The organism is Kluyvera sichuanensis, from assembly GCF_040930405.1.
Classification (GTDB): Bacteria; Pseudomonadota; Gammaproteobacteria; order Enterobacterales; family Enterobacteriaceae; genus Kluyvera; species Kluyvera sichuanensis.
On record NZ_CP162271.1, the window covers coordinates 687,221 to 707,763 of the forward strand.

Annotated in this window: 18 protein-coding genes and 1 pseudogene; 12 read left to right on the top strand and 7 right to left on the bottom strand. The window is 48.6% G+C overall.

All coding sequences use genetic code 11. The features are described from left to right. Positions 1 to 126 precede the first annotated feature (126 nt). Positions 127 to 4,995 carry a retention module-containing protein gene (locus AB2B48_RS03345; protein ID WP_368300792.1) on the top strand — a complete coding sequence of 1,623 codons (4,869 nt, stop codon included), beginning with the start codon at positions 127 to 129 and terminating at the stop codon, positions 4,993 to 4,995. A gap of 126 nt (positions 4,996 to 5,121) precedes the next feature. On the opposite strand, the gene AB2B48_RS03350 is transcribed toward AB2B48_RS03345, so the two are convergent. Next, positions 5,122 to 5,517 (bottom strand): DUF1398 domain-containing protein, encoded by a 396-nt coding sequence (locus tag AB2B48_RS03350; RefSeq protein WP_220440610.1) that lies wholly within the window; start codon positions 5,515 to 5,517, stop codon positions 5,122 to 5,124. Between the two features lie 246 nt (positions 5,518 to 5,763). Between AB2B48_RS03350 and AB2B48_RS03355 the strand changes: the two genes are divergently transcribed. The 5 genes from AB2B48_RS03355 to AB2B48_RS03375 all read left to right on the top strand — a co-directional run bounded on the left by AB2B48_RS03355 (position 5,764) and on the right by AB2B48_RS03375 (position 10,595). Continuing rightward, positions 5,764 to 5,988: a hypothetical protein gene (locus AB2B48_RS03355; RefSeq protein WP_185665946.1), complete on the top strand. Its 225-nt coding sequence runs from the start codon at positions 5,764 to 5,766 to the stop codon at positions 5,986 to 5,988. Positions 5,989 to 6,404: 416 nt separating this feature from the next. Then, entirely contained in the window at positions 6,405 to 7,553 is a 1,149-nt protein-coding gene (locus AB2B48_RS03360) for a sensor domain-containing diguanylate cyclase (RefSeq protein WP_368301903.1), read from the top strand. 103 nt (positions 7,554 to 7,656) lie between these two features. Beyond that, positions 7,657 to 8,292, top strand: a complete 636-nt coding sequence (locus tag AB2B48_RS03365; protein WP_185665948.1) for a carbonic anhydrase — start codon at positions 7,657 to 7,659, stop codon at positions 8,290 to 8,292. 372 nt (positions 8,293 to 8,664) lie between these two features. After that, on the top strand, positions 8,665 to 8,925 hold the full coding sequence (locus AB2B48_RS03370) for a DUF2534 family protein (RefSeq protein WP_185665949.1): 261 nt from the start codon (positions 8,665 to 8,667) through the stop codon (positions 8,923 to 8,925). Positions 8,926 to 9,119: 194 nt separating this feature from the next. Beyond that, on the top strand, positions 9,120 to 10,595 hold the full coding sequence (locus AB2B48_RS03375; protein WP_368300793.1) for a GGDEF domain-containing protein: 1,476 nt from the start codon (positions 9,120 to 9,122) through the stop codon (positions 10,593 to 10,595). A gap of 100 nt (positions 10,596 to 10,695) precedes the next feature. Here the strand turns inward: AB2B48_RS03375 and AB2B48_RS03380 are convergent, their stop codons facing one another. The 4 genes and pseudogenes from AB2B48_RS03380 to AB2B48_RS03395 form a co-directional block, all read right to left on the bottom strand. Further along, complete coding sequence (locus AB2B48_RS03380; RefSeq protein WP_035897158.1) at positions 10,696 to 10,800, bottom strand: YoaK family small membrane protein; 105 nt, start codon at positions 10,798 to 10,800, stop codon at positions 10,696 to 10,698. A 46-nt stretch (positions 10,801 to 10,846) separates the two neighbouring features. After that, positions 10,847 to 11,866 (bottom strand): sensor domain-containing diguanylate cyclase, encoded by a 1,020-nt coding sequence (locus AB2B48_RS03385; RefSeq protein WP_185665951.1) that lies wholly within the window; start codon positions 11,864 to 11,866, stop codon positions 10,847 to 10,849. A 256-nt stretch (positions 11,867 to 12,122) separates the two neighbouring features. Beyond that, positions 12,123 to 13,135: pseudogene (locus AB2B48_RS03390) on the bottom strand (tyrosine-type recombinase/integrase). Positions 13,136 to 13,280: 145 nt separating this feature from the next. Then, entirely contained in the window at positions 13,281 to 13,580 is a 300-nt protein-coding gene (locus AB2B48_RS03395) for a helix-turn-helix domain-containing protein (protein ID WP_266027211.1), read from the bottom strand. Between the two features lie 122 nt (positions 13,581 to 13,702). Here AB2B48_RS03395 and AB2B48_RS03400 point away from each other — a divergent pair, with 122 nt between their 5' ends. The 6 genes from AB2B48_RS03400 to AB2B48_RS03425 all read left to right on the top strand — a co-directional run bounded on the left by AB2B48_RS03400 (position 13,703) and on the right by AB2B48_RS03425 (position 17,444). Continuing rightward, the gene (locus tag AB2B48_RS03400) at positions 13,703 to 13,972 is read left to right on the top strand and encodes a regulatory phage cox family protein (protein ID WP_368300794.1); all 270 of its coding nucleotides are present in this window, start codon (positions 13,703 to 13,705) and stop codon (positions 13,970 to 13,972) included. Position 13,973: 1 nt separating this feature from the next. Beyond that, the gene (locus tag AB2B48_RS03405; RefSeq protein WP_368300795.1) at positions 13,974 to 14,144 is read left to right on the top strand and encodes a hypothetical protein; all 171 of its coding nucleotides are present in this window, start codon (positions 13,974 to 13,976) and stop codon (positions 14,142 to 14,144) included. Continuing rightward, positions 14,135 to 14,635, top strand: a complete 501-nt coding sequence (locus AB2B48_RS03410) for a replication protein B (protein WP_368300796.1) — start codon at positions 14,135 to 14,137, stop codon at positions 14,633 to 14,635. Before AB2B48_RS03405 ends, AB2B48_RS03410 begins: the two co-directional genes overlap by 10 nt. A 64-nt stretch (positions 14,636 to 14,699) precedes the next feature. After that, a complete protein-coding gene (locus tag AB2B48_RS03415) occupies positions 14,700 to 14,912 on the top strand; it encodes a DUF2732 family protein (RefSeq protein WP_368300797.1) in 213 nt (70 codons plus the stop codon). A gap of 11 nt (positions 14,913 to 14,923) precedes the next feature. Next, positions 14,924 to 15,199, top strand: coding sequence for a DUF5405 family protein (locus AB2B48_RS03420; RefSeq protein WP_368300798.1), 276 nt, complete (start codon positions 14,924 to 14,926; stop codon positions 15,197 to 15,199). Further along, entirely contained in the window at positions 15,189 to 17,444 is a 2,256-nt protein-coding gene (locus AB2B48_RS03425; RefSeq protein ID WP_368300799.1) for a replication endonuclease, read from the top strand. The genes AB2B48_RS03420 and AB2B48_RS03425 overlap by 11 nt, the downstream gene beginning before the upstream one ends. Before the next feature lie 140 nt (positions 17,445 to 17,584). Here AB2B48_RS03425 and AB2B48_RS03430 read toward each other — a convergent pair whose 3' ends face one another. Continuing rightward, positions 17,585 to 18,499 carry a hypothetical protein gene (locus tag AB2B48_RS03430; RefSeq protein ID WP_368300800.1) on the bottom strand — a complete coding sequence of 305 codons (915 nt, stop codon included), beginning with the start codon at positions 18,497 to 18,499 and terminating at the stop codon, positions 17,585 to 17,587. Between the two features lie 91 nt (positions 18,500 to 18,590). Then, positions 18,591 to 20,261, bottom strand: a complete 1,671-nt coding sequence (locus AB2B48_RS03435) for an AAA family ATPase (RefSeq protein WP_368300801.1) — start codon at positions 20,259 to 20,261, stop codon at positions 18,591 to 18,593. Between the last annotated feature and the right edge of the window lie 282 nt (positions 20,262 to 20,543).

The window sequence follows — 20,543 nt, forward strand, 5'->3', positions numbered from 1 at the left end:
GGAGTTTAAAAATTTAAACTGATGTCTAGCGCCAACAACTGATACGTAATTAATACGATAAACAGGATTGAGAAGTAGGCTATTCCATTTTCTACCGCGTAATTTGCATTCTAAGGAGAGACAGCTATGTCAGCGATTATAGGAACGATAAAGGCAGTTATGGGACAGGTGTGGATCGTCGCGTCTAATGGTACTCGTCGTCTGGCAACGGAAGGTGAGCAGGTTATGCGCGGAGAATTAGTCGTCACCGATCAGGGAGCGGTAACCGTTACGCTTCCCAGTGGCAAAAATATGGATCTGGGCCGTGGAAGTGAATGGGGCAGCGAGGCAACGTCAGCGTCTGCTTCTGCTGATGTTGACCCGCAGGCCATTGCCGCAGCGCAGCAGGCGATTGCTGAAGGTGCTGACCCAACCCAGATTCTTGAAGCAACGGCTGCAGGTAACAGCACTATTATTGATTCGTCATCCGCACCGACGGGTGACCATAGCGGCCATACCCACGTTATCCTCGACCTGACCGGTGAAATCCTTGACCCAACCGCAGGCTATCCGACAGAAGGGCTGGATACGGCGGCGATTGCGCCGGTGGAAGACATCACGCTGTTAAAACCGGATGTCGTCAGCAGCAGCAATGATGAACCTCACCCATTGCCTGAAGCCAGTATCACGATTGATGTGATTGCGGGTGATAACGTTATTAATATGCGTGAAGCGGAGGAGGAAACCACGAAGGTTAGTGGTGGAACCGGGCTTGATGTTCGTCCTGGCGATACTGTCACTGTGACCATCAATGGACATGACTACTTCGCGAAGGTTCAGGAAGATGGTAGCTGGTCGGTAAATGTGAATACCAGCGATCTTTTGGCATCAGGCGATGTACTGGCCACTGTCACGACTCGCGATGCTTACGGTAATGAGGCGACGGCCAGTGAACAAAGCAGCGTTGGGCAAGCAAGTCTGTCGGTGGAGCTCACCATCGATGTCATTGGCAAAGATGGCTACCTCAATAACGACGAGCTGAAAGAGATCAGAACCGACGTGCGGGGCAGCAGCGACGCACCGGAGGGGACCATCGTGACGCTGACCATCGGTGACATGGTAATAGGCGAAGCGAAGGTGGATGAGAACGGTCGCTGGAGCACGACGGTGGACACCTCGGTGATTAAGGACGGGGCGACGGTGAAGGCCTCGGTTGAGGTGTCAGATAAGTACGGTAACGAGGTGCCGAAGGATGCCAGTACGGACGTGGCTCCGGCGCCGCTGTCGGTGGAGCTCACCATCGATGTCATTGGCAAAGATGGCTACCTCAATAACGACGAGCTGAAAGAGATCAGAACCGACGTGCGGGGCACCAGCGACGCACCGGAGGGGACCATCGTGACGCTGACCATCGGTGACATGGTAATAGGCGAAGCGAAGGTGGATGAGAACGGTCGCTGGAGCACGACGGTGGACACCTCGGTGATTAAGGACGGGGCGACGGTGAAGGCCTCGGTTGAGGTGTCAGATAAGTACGGTAACGAGGTGCCGAAGGATGCCAGTACGGACGTGGCTCCGGCGCCGCTGTCGGTGGAGCTCACCATCGATGTCATTGGCAAAGATGGCTACCTCAATAACGACGAGCTGAAAGAGATCAGAACCGACGTGCGGGGCAGCAGCGACGCACCGGAGGGGACCATCGTGACGCTGACCATCGGTGACATGGTAATAGGCGAAGCGAAGGTGGATGAGAACGGTCGCTGGAGCACGACGGTGGACACCTCGGTGATTAAGGACGGGGCGACGGTGAAGGCCTCGGTTGAGGTGTCAGATAAGTACGGTAACGAGGTGCCGAAGGATGCCAGTACGGACGTGGCTCCGGCGCCGCTGTCGGTGGAGCTCACCATCGATGTCATTGGCAAAGATGGCTACCTCAATAACGACGAGCTGAAAGAGATCAGAACCGACGTGCGGGGCACCAGCGACGCACCGGAGGGGACCATCGTGACGCTGACCATCGGTGACATGGTAATAGGCGAAGCGAAGGTGGATGAGAACGGTCGCTGGAGCACGACGGTGGACACCTCGGTGATTAAGGACGGGGCGACGGTGAAGGCCTCGGTTGAGGTGTCAGATAAGTACGGTAACGAGGTGCCGAAGGATGCCAGTACGGACGTGGCTCCGGCGCCGCTGTCGGTGGAGCCCACCATCGATGTCATTGGCAAAGATGGCTACCTCAATAACGACGAGCTGAAAGAGATCAGAACCGACGTGCGGGGCAGCAGCGACGCACCGGAGGGGACCATCGTGACGCTGACCATCGGTGACATGGTAATAGGCGAAGCGAAGGTGGATGAGAACGGTCGCTGGAGCACGACGGTGGACACCTCGGTGATTAAGGACGGGGCGACGGTGAAGGCCTCGGTTGAAGTGTCAGATAAGTACGGTAACGAGGTGCCGAAGGATGCCAGTACGGACGTGGCTCCGGCGCCGCTGTCGGTGGAGCTCACCATCGATGTCATTGGCAAAGATGGCTACCTCAATAACGACGAGCTGAAAGAGATCAGAACCGACGTGCGGGGCAGCAGCGACGCACCGGAGGGGACCATCGTGACGCTGACCATCGGTGACATGGTAATAGGCGAAGCGAAGGTGGATGAGAACGGTCGCTGGAGCACGACGGTGGACACCTCGGTGATTAAGGACGGGGCGACGGTGAAGGCCTCGGTTGAAGTGTCAGATAAGTACGGTAACGAGGTGCCGAAGGATGCCAGTACGGACGTGGCTCCGGCGCCGCTGTCGGTGGAGCTCACCATCGATGTCATTGGCAAAGATGGCTACCTCAATAACGACGAGCTGAAAGAGATCAGAACCGACGTGCGGGGCAGCAGCGACGCACCGGAGGGGACCATCGTGACGCTGACCATCGGTGACATGGTAATAGGCGAAGCGAAGGTTGATGAGAACGGTCGCTGGAGCACGACGGTGGACACCTCGGTGATTAAGGACGGGGCGACGGTGAAGGCCTCGGTTGAGGTGTCAGATAAGTACGGTAACGAGGTGCCGAAGGATGCCAGTACGGACGTGGCTCCGGCGCCGCTGTCGGTGGAGATCACCATCGATCCTATCACCAATGACGATGTGCTGAATTTCTCTGATATTGATGAGCCCACCACCTCCATCACCGGTAAGGTAACCGGAGGGGCGAGCGAGGGCGATGTGGTTACGTTGTCTATCGGGGGAGAGAAATATTTCGGTAAGGTCGTTGAGGTCGATGGGGCGTTGGTCTACAAGATTGATGTGCCAACTTCTTCACTGCTAAACGACAGCGATCTGAAAATTGAAGCGTCCGTGACTTCTTCTGATAAGTATGACAACGAGGTGACCGCCTCAAAAGAGCGCGGATATGACATCGAGAAAGGTAACGTTGTCGAAGGCACCGCGAAAAGCGATTCCCCGGTCAGCGGAACCACTGACGATAGCGATATTGTGCTGGCTGACGTGAAAGGAAACATTATCCTACAGGGGCAGGATTACAATATCTGTTTTGTGCTGGACACATCGGGCAGTATGGTCAAGAAAGATGGAAAGGTCACTATCGATCGTCTCACGCCGGCAAAAAATGCCATCCTGGAGGTCGTTAAGTCGCTAATTCAGTCTGCGGGGCAGGGAGCGGGTACGGTAACCATTGGGCTGATTACCTTTGCGGCCGATGCGTCATTAAAGTTGACGATCGATCTCAGTGACTCGAATGCCCTCAGCAGGCTTGAAACGGTGCTCAAGGGCATTACAGCCAATGGCAATACGGATTACTACGATGCCTTTAATGCGGCGACCGACTGGTTCAAAAACCATAATACGGGCGCTGAAAATATAACTTACTTTATCACCGATGGAGAACCGAACCTTTCAGGGAGTAATAAGACGAGTGATTATAGCGAAAGAACCACCATTGAGGCATTTGACAAACTTAACGCGATATCTGACGTTGAAGCGATTGGTCTTGGCACTGGGGTCAATAAAACGACTCTGGATAAATTTGATTCAGATAAGAGTAGCCTGACGGGCATCGACCCTAGCGATCTTGCTGCCGCTATTCAGGGGAAAGAGGGCGTGATGGCTCCGGGCGATGATATCGTCAACGCTGGGGCCGGGAACGATATCATTTTCGGGGATATCGCCTCGTTTGCCGGAGATGATGGGACAGCGGCCGATCTACGCAGTTACATCACGGCTGAAATGAAGCTGGATCAGCCTGCGACGGATGCTCAAATGCATGTCTGGATCACCGAAAATCAGGAGCGACTCGATGGCCTGCTGCCGGAAGCGGGCGGTAAGGATGCTCTGTTTGGGGGAACAGGAAACGACCTTATCTTTGGCGGCGGTGGTAATGATTTGCTTGTCGGCGGCGAAGGTAACGATACGCTTTATGGTGGACATGGCGACGACATTCTGATTGGTGATGGCCCTAATTCGTTCAGCGAGCTTGCAAACCTGCTTGGTAATAGTGCCATGACGGTTGACGAGATGATGAATGCGCTTCGCAACGATGTCAGTAAATTAGGGACGCTGGGCGGCGGAAGTTCTGATGACGTGCTATATGGTGGCGACGGAAACGACCTGCTGTACGGCGGTGAGGGCAATGACACCCTCTACGGCGGTTCCGGAAACGATATTCTGATTGGCGGCAAAGGCAATGACACGCTGTACGGCGGAAGTGGCAGCGATACGTTCACCTGGCTTAAAGGCGATGACGGGCACGATGTCATTAAAGACTTCAGAGTCGACGAAGGCGATCGCATCGATTTAAGCGATCTGCTGGGGGATGTTGCCGAGACCGATCTCGCTTCTTATATCAGAATCACGGATGACAGTAACGGTAATGCGGTTATCGAAATTAATACCAATGGAGAGCTAAGTTCTGGTGCCACAATGAGCATCACGGTTGAGCACTGTTCTGCCGGGGATTTTAATATTAATGACCTGATAGCAAAACCGGACACGCCAGTCATTTAATGGTTTACGACGTATCGCTATTAGTATTCAGATGACCGCTTCGACGGTCATCTTATAGCGATAATAAAACGTTTCATCGCTATGCTAACGCAACACTCAACGGTCTTTTATTATATCTAAAAATAATTACGTAGGATTAATGATATTTTCCGTGTGCAAAAGCTGATTGTCTTTTGACCAGTAATAGCGATTCACCTCATTGACATCCACCACCCATTTAAACACACCGGCTCTGGCAAGTTCCCGACAATACTGATCAAAGGCGGTAACGTGAGTGAAATGGCGCTTGGCGGCAATTCGCGTCAGGCAACTGCTAGCCTCTGAGTTAATTTTAATGAGCCCACGGTCACTTTTCATCGAAACGTAAGAATCAGAAGAGGTCACAACCTTTACGTTCCCCGTCGCAACGAAGTAAATGTAATACGATATATTATTTTGTTTTAATTCTGTTAAGAATTGCAGGAAGTCTGATTCATTTCGGACCTGCTCAAAAAAACCTCTGAGCATTTCATTAAATTCCATTTACGCTCCCGATGTATGTCATGTGTTGTATTGATGTTTATTATTATTTGATTGAATTGTGGTGATGAATAGTTAACTTGTAAATAAATTAAAATTCTAATAGTTTACGGCTGACATTTTAAGGTCTGCAAGGGAATGGTAATAGTATTCTAATTGTTACTAAGTATTGCTATTGCCGATGGCGAATTTGATAGCGCGATCGCACATATCACCCTACACTGGGCAAGAAATCATAAGGAGAGAACAATGTTAGAAGGGTACTTCGATCTCGATGGCGCCACCGGCGTTGATGCCGCTGAAAACCACAAACGCTTATTGGCCGTACAGGCCGCTTTGGAGATCTCCAAAGCCTCCGTTTCCGCATCCACCGCAAATTCGGGGATTCGCTCCCAGATGGACCTGCGCAACGTTTCTCAGGAAGTTGCCGCGCTCGCCGATGCTATCCAGGATGCGCTGGAAATCACAGAGTAACGTCCCGATACCGCCTTCGGGCGGTTTAGAACTCCCCCCTGACAGCAAATATGCTATTACTGGATAAAAAACATCCTGGCCGTTTTTTTTATTTTTGTTGGCGAAAGGTCAATCTTATTCAATTAATATTGTGTTCGATAAAGGTTTATAAAAATAAATATTGATTAAACGCAATATGCTCATACATGGCGGAGGATTATAACAGTTGAAGTAGTCATGGAGGACTCTATATGGGCCAGCGCTGTCATCGAATACCCCCTCGGGTTAGTTTTTTCTTAATCATCGCATGCCTGATACTTGTTGGCATGTTTGTGCTGGCTAACCATCTGGCAACCTATCGGATTGTAATTCCTGATATTTACTATCTGGTATTTACGGGACTGCTTTTACTGCTGGATGCGATTATCTTTTTCTTTATGTTTTTCCAGTTTATCTGTAATAGGAAACTACTATACGTAGCTATTCTTGGATTAGGTTTTTTAGGCTCTGATATTTATTGCGTAGAGGCCTTAACGCTAATCCAGAAACTTATCTCTGTGTGTATTCCACTCAATGCGATTACCAACGATCTGGCTATATTTTATCTTTTTCGCCAGGTCACGTTTATCGTCGCCATCCTTTTTGCACTTTACTACGCCTATTTGCTGAAGAAGAACATTAGCCCGAATGGTAAAGACGAAGCGCTGGTCATCATACTGGCATTCACGGTTTTCTTTCTGGCGATATTTGCCCACAATCTGTCCAGTTACAATCCGCAGATCTCGCTGAATCTGATTAATAAAGCGAACGGTCACGACCGTAACGCCTGGAGCAGTTACTACAGCGCGTTGATTGTGGCAGGCTGGTTTATGACGCTGCTGCTGGCTATTGTCATCACTCAACTCAGGAACCTGCTGTGGGTGAGCATTGCGGTATTCTGCATCTCGAGCCTCTTCAGCAATCTGATTTTGCTGAACCTGAATGAGTACAATTTCTCCGTCTGGTATCTGAGTCGCGGCATTGAGGTGGTATGCACCTTCTTTGTGATCATCGTGCTGCTCTATGACATCTTCCTGATGCACAAAAATTCCACCATGCTCTCGATACACGATCCACTGACCGGTATCTACAACCGTGCCTATTTCTATAAAGAACTGCAGCAACTGATCGCAGCTGGTGAGAGCATCAGTCTGATGATTCTGGATATCGATCACTTTAAACGTATCAATGACCGTTATGGACACCCGACAGGGGATGCGGTGATACGTAGCGTCGTTGAGTTAGCAAAAAACGCCACCCGTGAATGCGATATTCTGGCGCGCATCGGCGGTGAAGAGTTTGCCGTGTTGATGCATAACGCCTCTGCGCAGGTGGCGCTGACGGTAGCAGAGCGCATTCGTGGGCGCATTGAATCGGAGACGGCAAAAGCGGGAGCGAATCTGACCCCGGAGCCAATGACGGTGAGCATCGGCGTCTTTACCTCATTAGAAAAGCGTTTCACCGCCGATGAGTGCATTTCGTTTGCTGACAAGGCGTTATACGCCGCGAAGGAGAGCGGGCGAAACAAAGTTGTTGTCAGCAAGTAACGTCAGGTTACACGATTGAGTACTTTCCCTTCTGCGCGCAGGTGGTACACTGAAAATGTGATTTTCATCATGACCTGCGTAAAAACGAAAAAGAGATACTGCTATGCAACATATCATTGAAGGGTTCCTCAACTTTCAGAAAGAAGTTTTTCCTCAACGTAAGGAACTCTTCCGTAGCCTGGCTTCCAGCCAGAATCCTAAAGCGCTGTTCATCTCCTGTTCCGACAGCCGTCTGGTGCCAGAGTTAGTCACCCAGCAGGAGCCGGGGCAGCTGTTCGTCATCCGTAACGCCGGTAATATCGTACCGTCCTTCGGCCCGGAACCGGGCGGGGTGTCCGCGACGATTGAGTATGCGGTTGTCGCGCTGGGCGTGACCGATATTGTTATCTGTGGCCACTCTAACTGCGGCGCAATGAAAGCCATTGCTACCTGTCAGTGTCTGGAACCGATGCCTGCGGTTTCCCATTGGCTGCGCTATTCCGACGCGGCGAAAGCGGTTGTCGAGAAGAAAACCTACGCGACTGAAACCGATAAGGTGAACGCGATGGTGGAAGAGAACGTGATTGCTCAGTTGAATAACATCAAGACGCACCCGTCGGTGGCCGTGGGCCTGCGCGACAACGCGATTCGCCTGCACGGCTGGGTATATGACATCGAAAGCGGTGCCATTCGTGCACTGGATAAAAACAGCAAAACGTTCGTCTCCCTGGCCGATAACCCGGAAGTCTTCTTCGAGTAATCGCCACCGAGCGCTGCCTGCGGGCGGGCAGCGTTAACGGTTTTTCACCAGTCTCAGCTTGCCGCGTTTTGCGGATCGCCGGGGCGACGCATTCGTAATCACATAAAGAAAAGGTTGCCAGGCCATGGCCTTGTCCTCCGCTGCCGTTGTTTTAAACATGGCAAACTGGAGAAGAAAGGCGCTCCGGCGAAAGACTGAATCTGGCCGTCTGCGCTCATGCTTTAGCATGATGACAGTAATTAAAACGGGAGCCGCGCGCGCCCGTTTTTTATTGTCAGTCCTTTACTCATCGCAAACAAAAACATTCAACTTATGCTTCATTAATGTTACAAATACAGCGAAATATCATGCGATCGGCGTCGGGAGGATGCGATGATTCTGGAAAAACTGCGGACACCAAACGGCAAGAAATTCCTGCTGTGTGCGGTAGTAGTATTTGCCATTGCTTTAGTGGTGGTAGGGCGAGCAACCTTTGGTGGTGTGGTCAGAGAATATAATCTGCCATACGCTGAGTGGACAACCGGCATGTTTGTCCTGCAAGGGGCGATGGTGATGGTTTACAGCTCAATATTTACCGTCCTGTGCTCTATCCCACTGGGATTTTACTTCTTAGGTTCCGAAGAGCAGCAGTAATCACCTCGGGTGAGCCCCTGCGCTCACCCGCCTGAATGGGTATTGCCATTCCGCTTCACTCCTGACAGGATCAAATTCTCGCTTGCGAAAGTTCTCAGCCATAATGATCTGATACGTATTGAAGACGTACCGGACGCAGCGGCTGGCTGCGCGGGTGGCGTTTCAGGGAATTAACCCATCCGTACGGGGTGTCAGTGAGAATTATTCAGGATAGTTTGCGTAAAAAGCAGTCTCTGCTTGCCTCGGTAGCGGTCACTTCTCTGCTCATCTGCCTTGCCGTTTTCTTCTTGTACCAGCGTACGCTGTCGCAGGTGAGCGAAGGGGTTAACGCGATGCAAAGCCAGATGGTGACGATGTTTAACGATAACGAACTGATGGCGGAAGCCGCGGGCGTACGTTACCAGCAGATAAGCCGCCACTATCTGTGCGGCGATGCCGAGGTTTTCGAGCCCCGTGGTGGCGCCTGGGGAATTAACGCCGATCCCAAAAATATCGATAAGCAGCATGGAGCGTTGATTACCCGTAGCCCCGAGCGCAGCGCCCGCTGTATCTATGTGGCTGCCGAATATATCAGGGATAAAGTCCGGGCGCTCAACCCTGAGCAGCACGATATCCATCGCTATATTATTGCCAGCGACGGCCGCTGGTTTTACTGGTTTACGCCCACTGATTCCGTGCCGTTTAGCTTTGAAACCTCGCAGATGGCTAATGACCCGCGCCAGTTCTTCCATGAACCGGAAATGTTCTATGACCGCGTGCTGCAAAAAAGCATGCGTAAAAAATCCCTTAGCTCAACCACCTTTTACGCCGACAAAATTACCGGCGATAAGGCCTACAGCGTGGTGAGTTATATCTACGATCTCTCTGAAGGTGAACCAAGTAACCATATCATCGGCTATCTGGCCTATGACCTTTCGCGGGTCGAACTGCAGCGGATACTGAACCAGGCATTCAATCAACAGGTACCATCGGGATTAATTCTGGGCTATCAAAGTCGAGAAACGGGCGAAGTGCTGTGTATTGTCGGCAACTGCCGCTGGCTGGATAGCTACCGTATTCATACGGTCTCATCGCGCTATGAAATTAAATATGCGCTACCGGTGTGGCTATTTATCGCGCACAACCCCTATGCGTTGACGATTCTGGCGATGGCGCCGGTGCTGTTACTTTTACTGTTCCTGTTGATCCGCTATCACCTTAACCACGCTGACCTGCGCTTTTACCGTGACCCGCTAACCGGCTGCTTTACGCGCAATATTTTTGCCCTTATTCAGGAGCGCGGGCTGCCTTTTATGACGGTTATTCTTTTTGACTGTAACAAGTTTAAGGCGATCAACGATAACTATGGCCACCAGGCCGGAGACCGGGCGCTGCAGGCCATCTCGCAGTGTATGTTGAACGATGTTCGAGCGAACGGGGATTGGGTCATTCGCAGCGGCGGCGATGAGTTCGTGGTATTGCTGAGCCGGACGGATATCGCCCATGCGCATATGGTTGCTGAGCGGATTGCGGCAAAGATTGCGGTGTTCCCGTTCAGCCCGCAGGGGCAGTCGGTGCCGCTATCGGTATCCTGGGGTGTAGCGCCGTGCGTCACGACGCTGGATGCGGCCATTCAGCAAGCTGACGAAGAGATGTATCAGATGAAAAATCGCCGTGGTGAAAGACGATAAGCCGGGCAGGGGCGCGGCTTATCTCCGGTTTACCACCAGCCGAGCTGAACGCCTACGACGGTAATGACGGCGACGATCAGCATAATAATCGTGGTCTTTCTCATTGTGCTCCTCCCGGCAGTGCGTAACCGCCTATAAAAAACCAGGCCAGAAAGATCACGGCGATAATAAAGATAACGATGGGAAAGGCGATACCCAATCTCATTGTGACATCCTGAATGTTGTCCAAAACAGCGCGTATGATACTGTAATTATTCGACCCGTTGGGCGCTAATTTCCGGGCGATGACGGAATTTTTTATCCTGATACATTTCGCTGTCGGCGGCGCGAAGCGCGCTGTCAGGGTCCATCAGGTGTGGATCGACCACAACGGCACCAATGCTAGCACCGGGATAGTGAATCAACGTGTCGCCGAGCAGGTAATCGCCAACCAGGAGTTGACGCAGCGTTTCGGCAAACTGCTCAAGCTGCACCGTCGCGCGGGCAAGGGTAGCGACCATAAACTCATCGCCACCCAGTCTGCCAAGCTGGTCATCAGGCGAGATGCCGAGCTTTAGCCGCTGGCCCACCTGCTGTAAAAACGCATCGCCAGCCTGATGGCCGTAGCAGTCGTTGATCATCTTAAATTTATCGAGGTCGATAAACGCCAGCAGCACCGAATGGTTCAGATGCCGGGCGAGGGAGAACAAGGTCTCCAGATTTTCAAACACCGCACGGCGGTTCGGTAGGCCGGTCAGCGCGTCGGTGTAGGAGTGATAAATCAGCGCGGCGTTAGCTTCCTGAAGCTGCGAAACCAGCGACTCTTTTTCGATATAGCGGGCAATGATGCTGGCAAACAACTGCAACACGTGCTCGCTGTTAAAGCTGAGCGGCTTTTGTTGGGTGCTGGTGGCGCACAGGGTGCCGTACAGGGAGCCGTCGGTCAGATGGATAGGCGTGCTGAGGAAGGTGGTGATCCCCAGCGCTTTTGCCGCATCGCAGTCGGCCCACTGCTCAGGTACGTGGTCGCTGTAAAAACAGCCGTCGGCCATGGCGCGCTTGCACAGGGTGTCGCCCCAGGGAACGGAGAAGTTTTCCGGGATGTTCATCTCGCCGCTGTTGCGCGAGTATACGATGTGCTGCAGGTCGGCCTGAGTATCAATTTTCGTCAGATAGGTGGATTCCATATTGGTCACCAGTTCAAGCATCTCAAGCAATTGGCGAACAAGACTCTCAAGCGATTGTTCAGAGGCAAGCGTTTGTGATACCCGGGCAAGAATAATATCTGACATGAAAACGAGGGTCCCTACGATAGCGTGAGTGGTGGTTTTTCGCCCTAAATGAAATCCGGACTCACTAAATTTTATACATTATGTATCCAGAACGTAAGCACTGTGTGGCTAAAAGGTGTGTAACGGAAGGTTATCTGTTTCTTATTACAGATAAAAAAAGCCCCATCGGGGGCGTTTGCTACCCTTTGATATATAGGCTTTCAGCGGTGGAATGCGGGTTAGAGCGTCACACAAAACCACTGAAAGCCGTTATAAATCACCCTAACGTGGACACTGTGTGGACGTTTCGGGTTCAATGCCGCCCTTTAACGGATTGAGTGTTACGGCATCTTGTAAATACTCTGGCGCGAAGTGTGCGTAGACCATTGTCTGCTCTATGCGCGCGTGACCGAGTATCCTTTGTAGCGTGATAATACTTCCTCCGTTAATCATGAAATGCGTGGCAAAACTGTGCCGTAGCGCATGGGTCGCCTGTCCTGCAGGCAGATCGGGCTTCACCTCTTTCAGTACCTGCCGGAACAACGTGTAATCGGCATTCGGGAACAGGAAGCCGCGCTTCACGCTGGTGAGTATTTCACACACTTCTACCGATACTGGCACCGTACGGGGTTTGTTTGTTTTAGTTTTAACAAACGTCACCCGGTTATGGATGATGTGCTCAGCTTTTAGTTTTGCCGCTTCACCCCATCTCGCGCCCGTACTTAGGCAAAGAATCGCTATTTTTTTATTGTCACCGTCGAGCCGTGAGAAAAGGGCGGTAATTTCCTCGTGGGTTAGATAGCCCGTTTCGGGCTTCTCTTCCTTGAGTCGTTTACGGCCTCTTATTGGGTGCTCACCATGGTATAACTCTGCATCAATCAGAGCGGTAAACATTCCGCTGATACATGTCAGATCCCGATTGATGGTAGAGGGCTTAACACCTTCACCTCGCCGCGCTGCAACATACTGGCTAATTACCGTCTTTGTAATCTGGAACGCGCACGGATCGCCGGTTATCACCGCGAATTTCTCGACCTTTCCCCGATTGTACTTTCCCCATTCCTCGTGCTTGGCCTTGAGTTCCCACCAGATTTGAATCAACTCGGAAAGATGCCTCTTATCGGTCGGCTTCGCTAACCAATCCTTGTTGTGGTGGTTGTATTGCGTGTGCTTCTCAAAGGCTACCGCCTCGCTTTTCTTGTCAAACTTCCTGCGGATGCGTTTTCCGTTGCGCCCGCTAGGTCTAATGTCCACTTCATAACGACCATCATCGAGTTTCTTAATTGTCATAAGACCCCCGGACGAATGGCGATAAGTTGCTTTTTCTTTACTGCTGTTATGTTGTCTTTGCGCGTATCTCTAGCAAATTTGTTGTATTTGTCATGTTTGGCAACAAGTAAACAAATTTTGTAATAAATATACGCACGGTGAATGGTTAACCAATCTTTTGGTCTGAGTGCTGCGATGTTGTTACATCTTGCCCAAAGTGTGCGAGTGCCGGTGCAATCTGCCCGGCCTCAGGAGCAATGTTGTCGGTCATAAACCACAACGTGTATTTACTAAATCGAGGATGCTGGAGAATCTTCATTGTTACATCTGTTGGAGGGGTCGTCCTTCCGCTCTCATAGTAGGTAAGGGAGCTGTAAGGAACTCCTGTTATTTCAGCGAATTGCTTCCTGTTAAGCCGCTCTGATTCACGCACTAAGGCTAGTTTTTCGCTTATGGGCGTTGACATGTTATCAAGATCCTCTAATATTATCGAAACTCTCTAATGTGGTTTAGATGTTGTCAATTTGCAGCAAAGCCCATTACAGAACTTTGAAACCCATTGGTTAGATCTAGATACGAGGTTAGCAGATGAGCAAACAAGTTGTCAGTCTTAGTGATGCCGTCCCGTACCAAGAATTTGCAAAACTCATTGGTAAAACCCCGGCAGCAGTGAGAGGGATGATCGAAAAAGGGAAGTTACCAGTAGTTGAAATGACCGATCCGCAGTCCACCTCCGGACGTGCAGGCGAATACTGGGTCTACCTCCCAGCATGGAACAACGGCATGAAACTGGCCTATGAAAGCCGTCCGAAGGAAATTAGGGAAGGGTGGTTGATGTGGTTGGGGTTAGGTGGCTGATATGACAGAACCTCGTTGCATTGCTCAATTACTACGTAACCAGCAGGGCGAAAACCATATCAATTTTACTATTACGCATGGCCGGGGGCGTAAGGGCATCATCATTCGCTCTCGTAAAATCAGCCGTGTTTCTGCCTTTCTCCATTTTTTAGGGGTGACGAAATGCCAGTAATGACCCTTTGTATTGTCGAGAAACAACCCGCAGCCCTTCGCGGCTTGATTGGAAAGTATCTGGCCGCACCTCGCTGGTCTGACACCTGTGATTTCTATAACCAGATGATGGAACGCGAGCGCCTGACCATTTGCTTTCACGCTCAGTTAAAACAGCGCCACGCAAATATGCGCCTCGAGGAAATGAACGACGCAGATCGCGAGCGCTTGATTAACGCGATTGATGAGCTGCGTAATACGTTTTCAAAATCTCGTCAGATGGGGGCAAGTGCTTCAACGTTTGTCGGACGCATGACAGTCAGCCAGCGCCGCGCGCTTTTCATGCATGCCGGATTAACTGAAAAAGAATTCAATCAGCCCATTTGGCGCACCGATGAGGCGTCATGTTATTGGCGTGAGCAGCTATTACGCGCGCTGCGTGAATTAATGGCGTTATTTGAAAACGCACCAACAATATTAACATCGGTAAAGCCTGAACAATATTTGCATTAATTGACTAGATAAATGATTTACGCACTTTATTGTGCGGGGCATCTTTTTGTCTGGAGCTAGGTGAATGGAAAAGCAAATATCGGTATCTCACAGCAATTTAAAAGAGCTGTTCGCACAGGCCACTATCGATGCGCAACTAGTTACGGCGACCCGTTTCGCGTCGGCGCTTGATTCTCTGATAGCTCACATTTGTAAGTCTGAAATGAATCGGACGGAAATTATCGAGTTGTTAGGTCAAGAGTCCGCAAAACTTCACAATTCTATTTTGAATTCTTAATAAGGGACGGTATGAGCATTTATATTGTTATTGATGATAAATTCGTAATTACCAGCGACCAGTTTCAGTTTATTCTACAGGAAAAGAAAATTGCCAAATCTGGGAAAAATGCTGGTAAAGAGTGGCTGAGCACTGTCGGTTATTATTCGAAATTAAGCCAGCTTGTTTCTGGCTTGTTCCATCACTCAATTCTGACCGGCGACGCGACCGATTTTGAATCGCTGGCCGTGCAGGTTGAGCGCGTAGCCGAACAGTGTCAGGCGGCTTTCTGCAGCGATGGCCGGTGAGAACCGGGGGCGCGTCGCCCCTTCGCCACCACCACCATTTTTAAAATCTGCCGGTGAGCTCTTCACCGGCGCTTTCCCATGGAATAAACCAAAAGCGGCCATTGGTCGCGACAGACCGCTTACACGTGCCGAATTCCGTCAGGTGCAAGCGGTTTTATTCAAAATTGACCGTCTGCCGTTCTTCCTGAGCTCGCATTTTACCTCGCGTTATAACTACATTCGCCGGACTAAAAGCCCGGTGCATGGCCTGTTCTACCTGAAAAAAACATTTGAGGAACGGCTCTGGCCGCGCCTCGAGCGTGTTAATCAGGTGTACGGGATGGACACCAGTAAATCAATTCGCCTCTTATCCGAGCGTGACGAATTCGAAACGTTGCCGGGCATGAATGACAAAGTGCTGAAGAAATTCGCCGCACGTTTGTCAGCACAGCTTTTCATGGCGTATGAGGAACTGAGTGATGAATATGCCGAGGCATACGGGAGCAAAGAGATACTGTTTACTGATGAGGCTCAATCTCATTTATATGGCGAACTAGCTCAAGCAGTGCGCGCACTTAACGTCACCCCGATGTACTGGAAGAAATACCGGAAAGGTCAAATGACCATCCGTATGGCCTACTCAGCCATCGCGCGCATGATGAATAACGAGTGGTGGGTCAGTCAGCTTAAAGCCCAGCGCATGCGCTGGCGCGAGTCCCTGCTGATTGCCGCCGGTGAGGTCAATAAAGACCGTTCTCCGTACGCTAGCAAAACAGCTATTCGGGATGTTCACGCGCGCCGCCTAGCTAATCTGGAATACCTCAAATCATGTGAGCTTGAGAACAAGGCAACCGGCGAGCGTATCGACCTGATTAGTAAGGTTATGGGGAGTATTTCGAATCCTGAAATTCGTCGTATGGAGCTGATGAATACTATCGCCGGAATTGAGCGTTACGCCGCTTCAGTGGCCGATGTCGGCATGTTTATCACGATCACCACGCCGTCAAAATATCACCCGACCCGTCAGGTTGGAAAAGGTGAGAATAAAACCGTACAGCTTAATCATGGCTGGAATGATGAGGCATACACGCCGAAAGATGGTCAGCGCTATTTATGCGGAATCTGGAGCAAGATGCGCACAGCGTTCAAAGATAATGATTTGCAGGTGTACGGGATGCGCGTTGTTGAGCCCCATCACGACGCAACTCCCCACTGGCATATGATGCTGTTTTGCAAGCGCAGCCAGCGTAAGCAGATTACCGACATTATGCGTCGCTATGCGATGAAAGAAGATGGACACGAGCGAGGCGCGGCACGCAATCGCTTTGAGGCGAAGCATCTCAACAAAGGAGGCGCTGCTGGCTACATCGCGAAATACATCGCTAAGAATATCGACGGCTATGCGCTCGACGGCCAGCTCGATACCGATACCGGAAAACCCCTTAAAGATACCGCTTCGGCGGTCACCGCATGGGCGTCGACATGGCGCATCCCTCAGTTTAAGACGATTGGCCTCCCGACGATGGGCGCATATCGCGAGCTCCGCAAGCTGCCGCGCGGCGTCAGCATTGCCAGCGACTTTGACGACCGTGTCGAAGCGGCTCGCGCTGCTGCTGATGAGGGCGAATTTGATTTGTATATCGCCGCACAAGGTGGCGCAAATGTCCCGCGCGATGACCAGACGGTCAGGGTCGCGCGCGCTACGACCGATGAGGTTAACGAGTATGAAGAAGATATCGAGAGGGTCGTCGGTATTTACGCCCCGCATCTTGGTGCCGGTCATATTCGGATCACCCGCTCGTCAGAATGGCGCATCGTTCCAAAGGCCGTTGCCGTTGAGCCTTTGACTTTAAAAAGCGGCATCGCCGCGCCTCGGAGTCCTGTCAATAACTGTGGATTAGCTGCCAATAGCTTCCCCGCAGATATGCAACCAACAGCGTCTGAGCAAGCCGTAGCGGTGCTTAACCTCATTGATGATGGTCTGATCGGTTGGGATGATCCCGACGTCGTGAGGGTACTCAGGGATGCATTAAAGGTGGGGGCTAAACCTCAAAACAGACAACAGCGAAACCGTGCCCCATTGAAACAGGATGAGTTAGCGCCATCGGCACGCCTAACTAAATCAGAATGGGAGTTAATACCTCTAATTCGGGCCGATTTAGCTCAGGAGGGTATTACGCCGGAAAGTTGGGAAGTTGAAGCGCTGGCACGCGGGGCATCTATAGAATTCGGCAGTAAAAAATACTCTTATCTGTACCACTGTTGAGTGGTTGGGTAATTCAATACAAACGGAGTGAAGTTAATGACAATAAAGTTAATTCAGGTGGGGGTTTGTTTGTCAGTCGAAGGAAATAAGCTAAATACAACATACTCTATGTTTGTTAATAGAGTATGTTGTCAAGGAGGTTAAGCTAGTTTTACCGCATAATGTATTACTGTAAACTGTTCACCACTTGAAGTCCCATGATGATATGCTTTTCGAACGTTACCGAAATCAGTTGTGATGCATTCTACATTAGTAAATGTAGTAGCGTCATGTTCCTCATTGATTGAGTTATAATCAATGGAGGATATATATTCTATATACCCATCCCACCAATCATCAAATTTCTTACCCTCATAATATGTAATTAGGAATAATCTTTTTAAGTTTAGTGGGTTGTAATTAGAAAGAAGTTTTTTATAATGAGTGAATATATATGATTTGCTCATTGTATCAAGACGCATAGCTTCAAGGATAGAGAAAAGAGTCTTGTTGTCTTCAATTAATATATCAATCTCGCCTGCACTCTTCCCGCTCGACGATTTTCCCTCACGAGTTTGGTCTTTGACTTCATAGTCTTTGGCTAAAAGATATTCACGAAGTAAATCATTAGTATCATCTTCACTATCTCCCCGGCGATGCAGCCTAACTATTCTTTCCAATGACCATGCAATATCGTAATCTAATTTTGAAAAAGACATTTTTTTACCTACTATCAACTGGTTATCTTCAGGTTGTAAGTTGCATAGACCTAGGAGATGTATGCGTTGTCTTTGAATTCTTGATATGGATGATGCATATAAATTATTATCAAGCGTAAGGATGGTTTTATTATTTGTTGTTATTGCGCACGATATGGAAGCTACCACATAATCGTAAATGCTAGTGCAACCATTAGGCTTGGCAAGTAGCACTTTGCCTTGGTTTCCTTCTGATTTCAAACATTTTTCCCAAGCTACGTAAAGAGCAAAAGCAGCAGGGTCATCCTTCATATTCAAAAGATATTCATTTTCAATAAGGCCGCCTTCATCCAATACAATTTGGTTTTTAGGATTCATAAAATATCCCATGAATATTTTGGTGAAAATATCATAGTTTTTGATATGTAATCCTAAAAATTCAGGGCTTATGCAGTGTGAATAATACATTTTATTGAATTCCCTTGTTTTTCATGTATTTTTCAACTTTCAATTGTTGTATTTTTATTGTGTCATTTATTTCTACATCTAAGAATTCTGCTGGCCAAGTAATATCTCCATCTTCGGTAACAGGGATCGCTTTAAGAGCTGTAGAACTATCAGATGAATTGCGCTCTAAGTTGCAAAATAAAACATCACTCGGTTGCAGTGCGGATTTTTCATCAACAATACGAAGTCTAATTCTTCTGATTAAAGCATCGCTGTGTGTTTCTATGACAAAACGTTTGTCTTCTTTGAGTGCTATATTAATAAGAGCATCAGTAAGCCATGCCTGCATTTTGGGATGAAGGTGAATTTCTGGTTGTTCAATTATAGTAATCGATTTTGCTGGTGATAAATATGCTTGAACAAGAATTGGTAATGCTTGAGAAATACCGAATCCGACATCAGTTAATTCTAGATCAATAGAGTCTTGGGTGATGTTTATTTTATGTATGATATCGTTAACCTTCACGACATCAACTGCAAGGTTAAACTTTGCCAAAAGAAAATTAATTTTCTTTTTTATTTCTGGGTTTTTTTTCAAAATCTCTGCAAGTTCTGTACCCTCTAAAGCATTTAAGTGTGAGTGTTGTATTGATTTATCGAGTAGGTAGTAGCGCTGAGGAAATGCACGAAGTGGGCTAACGTGATTTATTTTTGTATCTGAAAATTCAGAGATGATTTTTTTTACCAATGGCGTTAATAATTTGGCAAATAAAGTTGCAAAGGGATCTATTGTTTTAGTATATTTATCTATAAAATTAACACTTGTGTCATTGTCTACTAAATAAAGTGAATCAAAATTTATAAATTTAGAGATCTCTTCTCTAGACTTACTTAATGCGCTACGCTTTATTACATCAGATTTTAAGAAGAACTTGCCCTTATTAAGACCAATGTTGATGAATTTCTCACCCATGGAGTTAAAGAAGGTGCATTCTAAAATTCTTAACTTATCTTCTTTTTTATTGTAGTTAAATTTGTATTCAACTTTGGTTGGAGACATTTTTTTTGCACCTAGTGAAGCAAGATGCAATAGGCAGTTTTGTATTTTTTCTATGGATACATTTCTGAAGAACTGAACTAAACCTTCATGGTGGAATCTTAAGTTTTTATTGTCAATAACAGTTAATGATCGGAATTTTTCTAATAGGATGCAAAAGTTCGTTGATATATGCTTGAGTTGAGTTGTATTGTAACTTTCACGATACATATAGTTCGATTCGATTTCGTCTGTAAGCTTTGCAGCTTCGAAATCATTTTCATTATTTTGTCTAAAAAATTGACCCAAAATTCTTGTGCATAGAAAGATAAATTCCATGAATTCTCTTCGGGCATTGAATATATCTCTGCGAGTTAATTCTGTATCAGAAAACTCGAAGGCAAACGTTAATATATGTTTGGGGTTTTTTTCTCGAATGACATTTAATGATTCACCCATACCCACTTTATTGCCATTCAACCGAAGAGCGGATTCTGAAATGTGGGCTGTTTCCATCGTTTGTGAAAACATAAGTAATGAGTTAATGAGAGAACTTTTTCCGCAGCTATTGGCACCTAACAAAATAGTTAATGGTTTGATATCAAATGAAAATTCTCTGAACGCTTTGTAGTTCGCACCTGAAAATTTAGTTAACATATTTCATATCCTTTAGTGTGCTTTTGTTGTCAACTCCTTCTCCCTAATAATGACACGTTAACCAACTAATTTGCAAAGATTTTCAACCGTGAAACTACCGTTTTTCGAATCGTTCTTACATTTTTAAAATGCATCTTAGTGCATTAAAATGCGTGTACTAAAGTGGCAAGCCAAACTTTAGCCAGCCAGTGCTGGCGCGCCTTCGGCGTGTTCGTGCACCTGCATTAAAACCGACCCATAAAGCGGGCAGGCGTGGCGGGGTAAGCATTGCGCGCTGAGCGT

What these genes read in the sequence shown, in the direction of transcription:
- AB2B48_RS03370 (WP_185665949.1), top strand. Translation starts at nt 8,665, where the DNA reads ATGATTCTGGAAAAACTGCGGACACCAAACGGCAAGAAATTCCTGCTG.
- AB2B48_RS03415 (WP_368300797.1), top strand. Translation starts at nt 14,700, where the DNA reads ATGGAAAAGCAAATATCGGTATCTCACAGCAATTTAAAAGAGCTGTTC.
- AB2B48_RS03420 (WP_368300798.1), top strand. Translation starts at nt 14,924, where the DNA reads ATGAGCATTTATATTGTTATTGATGATAAATTCGTAATTACCAGCGAC.
- AB2B48_RS03380 (WP_035897158.1), bottom strand. Translation starts at nt 10,800, where the DNA reads ATGAGATTGGGTATCGCCTTTCCCATCGTTATCTTTATTATCGCCGTG.
- AB2B48_RS03360 (WP_368301903.1), top strand. Translation starts at nt 6,405, where the DNA reads ATGTTTTTCCAGTTTATCTGTAATAGGAAACTACTATACGTAGCTATT.
- AB2B48_RS03345 (WP_368300792.1), top strand. Translation starts at nt 127, where the DNA reads ATGTCAGCGATTATAGGAACGATAAAGGCAGTTATGGGACAGGTGTGG.
- AB2B48_RS03430 (WP_368300800.1), bottom strand. Translation starts at nt 18,499, where the DNA reads ATGAATCCTAAAAACCAAATTGTATTGGATGAAGGCGGCCTTATTGAA.
- AB2B48_RS03435 (WP_368300801.1), bottom strand. Translation starts at nt 20,261, where the DNA reads ATGTTAACTAAATTTTCAGGTGCGAACTACAAAGCGTTCAGAGAATTT.
- AB2B48_RS03400 (WP_368300794.1), top strand. Translation starts at nt 13,703, where the DNA reads ATGAGCAAACAAGTTGTCAGTCTTAGTGATGCCGTCCCGTACCAAGAA.
- AB2B48_RS03395 (WP_266027211.1), bottom strand. Translation starts at nt 13,580, where the DNA reads ATGTCAACGCCCATAAGCGAAAAACTAGCCTTAGTGCGTGAATCAGAG.
- AB2B48_RS03405 (WP_368300795.1), top strand. Translation starts at nt 13,974, where the DNA reads ATGACAGAACCTCGTTGCATTGCTCAATTACTACGTAACCAGCAGGGC.
- AB2B48_RS03365 (WP_185665948.1), top strand. Translation starts at nt 7,657, where the DNA reads ATGCAACATATCATTGAAGGGTTCCTCAACTTTCAGAAAGAAGTTTTT.
- AB2B48_RS03350 (WP_220440610.1), bottom strand. Translation starts at nt 5,517, where the DNA reads ATGGAATTTAATGAAATGCTCAGAGGTTTTTTTGAGCAGGTCCGAAAT.
- AB2B48_RS03425 (WP_368300799.1), top strand. Translation starts at nt 15,189, where the DNA reads ATGGCCGGTGAGAACCGGGGGCGCGTCGCCCCTTCGCCACCACCACCA.
- AB2B48_RS03410 (WP_368300796.1), top strand. Translation starts at nt 14,135, where the DNA reads ATGCCAGTAATGACCCTTTGTATTGTCGAGAAACAACCCGCAGCCCTT.
- AB2B48_RS03355 (WP_185665946.1), top strand. Translation starts at nt 5,764, where the DNA reads ATGTTAGAAGGGTACTTCGATCTCGATGGCGCCACCGGCGTTGATGCC.
- AB2B48_RS03385 (WP_185665951.1), bottom strand. Translation starts at nt 11,866, where the DNA reads ATGTCAGATATTATTCTTGCCCGGGTATCACAAACGCTTGCCTCTGAA.